Source organism: Persicitalea sp. (assembly GCF_041751555.1).
GTDB lineage: Bacteria > Bacteroidota > Bacteroidia > Cytophagales > Spirosomataceae > Persicitalea.
Genome location: NZ_JBGSXF010000583.1, coordinates 1 through 5355, shown reverse-complemented (window position 1 = coordinate 5355; position 5355 = coordinate 1). Strand labels below are relative to the sequence as shown.

Genomic DNA, 5355 nt, shown 5'->3' with positions numbered 1-5355 from the left:
CCAGCGCCAGTCGATGAGCAGGTCTTTAATGAGAAAACTGGCCGTGATCATCCTGAGCCGATTGTGCATATAGCCCGTGGCGTTGAGCTGGCGCATCCCGGCGTCCACGATGGGGTAGCCCGTCATGCCGTCGCACCATTTTTGGAATTCCTCCTCGTTGTTGCGCCATTTAATGCGATCGTACTCGGGCCGGAAGGCCTTGCCCTCGCCCACGTGCGGGAAGTTCCAGAGGATTTGCTGGTAGAAGTCGCGCCAGATGAGTTCACCGAGGAAAGTCTCGCTCTCTTCCATCCCTTGTTGCGCCAGTTCGCGGATACTGATGGTACCGAAGCGCAGGTGAATGCTTAGCCGCGAAGTGCCGGGAACGGCTGGGTAGTTGCGGGTTTCGGCGTATTTTTCCAGCTTCTCGTCGCGTACTTTTTTAGGCGGAAACTCCTCGTCCGGCATTCGCTCGAAGCCCATGTCTTCTAAACTAGGGACGGGGAGTTTTTTGGTTTTGAATAAATTATTGAAATACTTCTCGGTCGGGTAAGGCTTTACGTAGAAAAGCTTCTCCTTAGAGCCGTGCAGTTTTTCCTTCCAGGAGCGGCTGTAAGGCGTAAAGACGGTGTAGGGCGTTCCTTTTTGAGTCAGAATTTCTTCTTTTTCAAAAATAACCTGATCCTTAAAGGTGTGGAATGGAATGTCCTTTTTTTCTAAAAAATCCTCAACCTCGCCGTCGCGCTCCTTGGCGTAAGGTTCGTAGTCGTGGTTGGTGTACACCTCAGCCACATCGTATTCCTCCACGATTTCCTGCCAAACCTTTAATGGCACGCCGTACTTTACAAGTAGAGCGGAATCTTCTTTTTCCAGCTTTTCCTTCATTTCCTCCACCGCCCGCATGATGAATTCCAGACGGCGGTCGCGCTTGTCTTCGAGTTGGTCGAGGATCGTTTTGTCAAAAACAAAAAGCGGCAGGACGGGGAAGTCTGAATTGAGAGCGCGGTACAAGCCAGCGTTGTCGTGCAGCCGCATATCACGGCGGTGCCAGAAAATGGCGATTTTCTTCTTGGACATGGTGGGTTGGGTCAATGATTCTTCTTTTTTGTAAAACCGGAAGGGTAGCGGTTTGTTTGTTTCGTTACCTTTGGCTAACCACGCATTCCGCTAATAGACCCATCATGCCTAAAAAAACCAAACCAGAACCTACCGTCTTCATCGTCTTCGGTGGCACGGGCGACCTGAACGCCCGCAAGATCACGCCCGCGCTTTTCAACTTATACCTGGACGGCTGGTTACCGGACGAATTCGCGATCATCGGAACGGGTCGCACCGAGTTTACCGACGAGCAGTTCAGGAAGAATTTGCTGGGAGGCGTCGATCAGTTTTCCCGTAAGGGCAAGGCCGACAAAAAGATTTGGCAAGAGTTTTCGTCCCACATTTTCTACCAGGTTGCCGATGTGAACAATGCCAAAGCCTACGACAAATTCGCGGATCGAATTGAACAGCATAAGAAGGATTGGGAAAAAGACCCCTGCGTGGTACACTACCTGGCCGTAGCGCCCAGGTTTTTCTCAGTGATCGCCGAGAACGTGGCTAAAAGTAAATTGGCCGACTACCTTCCCACGACGCGCATCGTGGTCGAGAAGCCTTTCGGACGTGATCTGGAAAGTGCCAAAGAATTGAACGCGCTGTTGCAATCCATTTTCGACGAGTCGCAGATTTACCGCATCGACCACTATCTCGGCAAGGAAACGGTCCAAAATATATTGGCTTTTCGCTTCGCCAACGCGATGTTCGAACCCATCTGGAACCGCAACTACATCGACAATGTCCAGATTTCGGTTTCGGAGCAACTGGGTATGGAAGGCCGGGGCAGCTACTACGACACTGCCGGGGCGCTGCGAGATATGGTACAGAATCACCTCTTCCAATTGCTTTGCCTCGTGGCGATGGAGCCGCCCGTTTCCTACGAGGCCGACGAAGTCCGTAACCGCCGCGTGGATGTGGTGAACGCCCTGCGCCGAATTCGACCCGAAGAAATCGGGGAATACGCCGTGCGCGGGCAATACGGCGCGGGCTGGATCGAAGGCGAAAAAGTGGAGAGCTACCACCATGAGGAGGACGTGCCAAAGGATTCTTCGCAAAACACTTACGCGGCGCTGAAACTCTTCGTGGAAAACTGGCGCTGGAACGGTGTACCCTTCTACCTGCGGACGGGCAAACGGATGAATGAGAAAAAATCGGTCATCACTATTCAATTCAAACCTGTGCCGCATCAGTCGTTTCCGGCGCAGACGGCGGCCAACTGGCAACCTAACCGACTTATTATAGAAATATATCCCTGTGTGGGTATTCGCCTCGAATTTCAGGCGAAGCGGCCAGGACCGGAAATGCTGCTTTCTCCCGTCGATATGCAGTTCAACTACGACGAATTCGACGCGGCGGACACGCCCGAAGCCTACGAAACGCTGCTGCTCGACATCATGGAAGGCGACTCCACGCTCTTCATGCGCGCCGACCAGGTGGAGGCCGCCTGGCGGGTGCTGATGCCCATCGTGGATGCCTGGGATGACACGCCCGCGACTGATTTTCCCAACTACGAGTCGGGTAGCTGGGGGCCGGCGGAGGCTGACGCGCTCATCGCGAAAGCTGGCCATAGCTGGGCTTCCGCACCAGGTATCGACTAATCCGTTTTTGAACTAAAAACTCCCGTTATGAAAACCCTTTTTCTTTTCGTATTGCTGTCTGTCGGGGCAACAACTGTGACCTTCGGACAAAGCAAAGGCCTGGATTCCAAGGCAGGTCAGGCGATTTCCAAACTAATTGATTCCTATGCCCAAGCGCGCGAAACGCAGGATACCTTGCTCCTTAAAAGTATTCTAACCACCGACATCGACCAGCTCGTTTCGACGGGCGAGTGGCGCGAAGGCATCGAAGGTTCGATGGCGGGCATGGTGCGCAGCACCGAAAGCAACGCCGGAGGCTCCCGGACTTTGAAAGTAGAAAAGGTGCGGTTCATCGGCTCCAAAAGTGCCATCGCCGACGCTCGTTACGTGATCGTGAATGCCGACGGTGTTCGCCGGGAAATGTGGAGTACGTTTGTGGTGGTGAATGTGAAGGGCAAGTGGGAGATTACGGCCATTCGGAACATGCTGCCTGCGCGATAATAATTGCTTATCCCTGCTCCTCGGCCAGAGATTCAATTAATGAACTTAATTCTTTGGACGACCCTCACAAGAGTGATTAATCTTGCTCCACCACTTTTGCCTCTTCCTTTGCTTGAAATAGCAATGCGGATTTTATAGCAATCCTTGCCGAGGGAAGTGCCCAATTTAGGGGTGTCGGCAAGCTGACCTATTACGTTTGTGAGATCAGCCACCAGCGATTTATGGCGTTTGGCCAGTTTCTTAATTTTTCGTTCAAATGAACCTGTAGCAATTACTTCTAAAGTTCATTGAGCAAATCTTTGGCAGATTTAAGCTTTTTCTCCCCTCTTTCGTAAAGCTTTACATCCTGAAAGGCATCGGCCAGATCAGCCGCAAATTGGGCTTTTTTAACATCTACTGTTTCTTCCAAAACGTTGACATAATTCAACCCTTTGAGCAGTTCCATGAGAAATGGTGCCTTGCTCTCTTCTTTTATTTCCAACAATACCTTCATTCAGTTAGCGGTAGATCCAGACGTTGAACGCTGGGGTTTTGTCAATTAAGATACCAAGATAGCCTATTTCGCTCCGCATCCAAAATAGGCTCTTTTAAAAAAAATGATCCGGATTCCGATTCATTTCACTTTTCTTTGCGTTACTGCCGCTAATAAAGCGAACTCTGTTTTTTCAAATAAGCCATCCCAATTTTAGTTTTTAATGAAAAAGGCCAAATACCTATTCTTGACTACCATATTCATAGCCAGTCTATTAGGCTGCGCGCAAAAAGAATACAAATTCTCCGTTGATCTCACTAAGCCTCAGGATGACAAGCTAACCGTCGAACTGGAAACGCCCCGGCTGCGGGGTAGGTCTGTACTTTATCATCTGCCCAAAATAGTGCCGGGTACCTACTCGATCAACAACTACGGTTCTTACGCCAGCGCTTTCAAAGCTTTTGACAAAAAGGGTGGGGAGCTGGAAGTGGAGAAGGTAGACAAGAACAGCTGGAAAATCTCGAAAGCTAGAAAAGCCCGTCGCCTTTCTTACCAGATCGACGATACCTGGGATACACCCAGTATCGAAGAAGACGTATTTGAACCCAGTGGCACCAACATCGAAGAGGGTAAGGTGTTCGTGCTGAACACTTTTGGTCTATTCGGTTATTTTAAGGGCATGGATCGCCTGCCTTATCGTGTCAGCATCACTAAGCCTGCCGGATTCTATGGCTCCACGCCGCTGGTGAACCAAAATAAAGAAGGAAACCAGGATTTGTTCATCACAAAAGACTACCACGAACTGGCCGACTCGCCGATGATGTACAACCGTCCCGATACGGTTTGGCTGAAAGTGGGCAATGCCGACATTTTGGTGTCGGTGTTTTCTCCCAACGACAAGTTTGCTACCAAAGATCTGGCGGCGGACATCCTGCCTACGCTGGAAGCGCAGCGAGCGTATCTCGGCGGTACGCTTCCCATCGACAAGTACGCCTTCATCATATATATGTCTGATGACAAGAACCTGACCCGCTACGGGGCGCTGGAGCATTCGCAGTCGTCATTTTATTACCTGCCCGAGACGTTTTCGGAGGCGCAGTTGTCCAAGTCTATCAAGGACATCGCCGCTCACGAGTTTTTTCATATTCTGACCCCGCTGAACATCCACAGCGAAGAAATCGGCGATTTCGACTTCATCGACCCCAAAATGTCGCGGCACCTTTGGCTGTACGAAGGGCTTACCGAGTACGCCGCCCACCATGCCCAGCTGCGGGCGGGCATCATCGACCTGCCCACCTACCTGGATCGCCAGGCCGAAAAGGTCGAGAATGCCCGGACGCGCTACACCGATTCGCTATCGTTCACGGCTATGTCGAGCGACGTGCTGGAAACGTACAAAGACGAGTACTCCAATGTCTATGAGAAAGGGGCACTGATTGGCCTCAGCCTGGATCTGAAACTACGCGAGTTGTCGGGTGGCAAGTACGGTACCCAGGACTTGCTGCGCGATCTGGCCAAAACCTACGGTAAAGACAAATCCTTTAAGGACAATGAATTATTTGATAAAATTACCGAACTGACCTATCCCGGGATTCGCGATTTCTTCCGCCGCTACGTGGAAGGTGGCGAACCGCTGCCTTTGCAGGAATTGTTTGGCAAGATTGGCATCGACTTCGAAATAGAGGGCCAAAAGAAAGAAGTTGAAAAAGCGTTCGGCGTAAGCTTCGCGCTCGT

General features: G+C 51.1%; 5 protein-coding genes. 3 read left to right on the top strand and 2 right to left on the bottom strand.

Features of this window, described 5'->3' with window-relative positions; translation table 11 throughout:
* On the bottom strand, positions 1 to 1071 hold a 1071-nt coding region (locus ACEW8P_RS20695; RefSeq protein WP_373514976.1), incomplete at its 3' end, for a deoxyribodipyrimidine photo-lyase.
* An 89-nt stretch (positions 1072 to 1160) separates the two neighbouring features.
* On the opposite strand from ACEW8P_RS20695, the gene zwf reads away from it, so the two are divergent.
* On the top strand, positions 1161 to 2669 hold the full coding sequence (gene zwf / locus ACEW8P_RS20690; RefSeq protein WP_373514975.1) for a glucose-6-phosphate dehydrogenase: 1509 nt from the start codon (positions 1161 to 1163) through the stop codon (positions 2667 to 2669).
* A gap of 27 nt (positions 2670 to 2696) precedes the next feature.
* Positions 2697 to 3149, top strand: coding sequence for an SgcJ/EcaC family oxidoreductase (locus ACEW8P_RS20685; RefSeq protein WP_373514974.1), 453 nt, complete (start codon positions 2697 to 2699; stop codon positions 3147 to 3149).
* 277 nt (positions 3150 to 3426) lie between these two features.
* Here the strand turns inward: ACEW8P_RS20685 and ACEW8P_RS20680 are convergent, their stop codons facing one another.
* Complete coding sequence (locus ACEW8P_RS20680) at positions 3427 to 3630, bottom strand: hypothetical protein (protein WP_373514973.1); 204 nt, start codon at positions 3628 to 3630, stop codon at positions 3427 to 3429.
* A 214-nt stretch (positions 3631 to 3844) separates the two neighbouring features.
* Between ACEW8P_RS20680 and ACEW8P_RS20675 the strand changes: the two genes are divergently transcribed.
* Positions 3845 to 5355 (top strand): peptidase M61 (locus ACEW8P_RS20675; protein WP_373514972.1); only part of this gene is annotated, 1511 nt, incomplete at its 3' end.

Coding starts and splice junctions, on each gene's coding strand:
- zwf (WP_373514975.1), top strand. CDS start 1,161: ATGCCTAAAAAAACCAAACCAGAACCTACCGTCTTCATCGTCTTCGGT.
- ACEW8P_RS20685 (WP_373514974.1), top strand. CDS start 2,697: ATGAAAACCCTTTTTCTTTTCGTATTGCTGTCTGTCGGGGCAACAACT.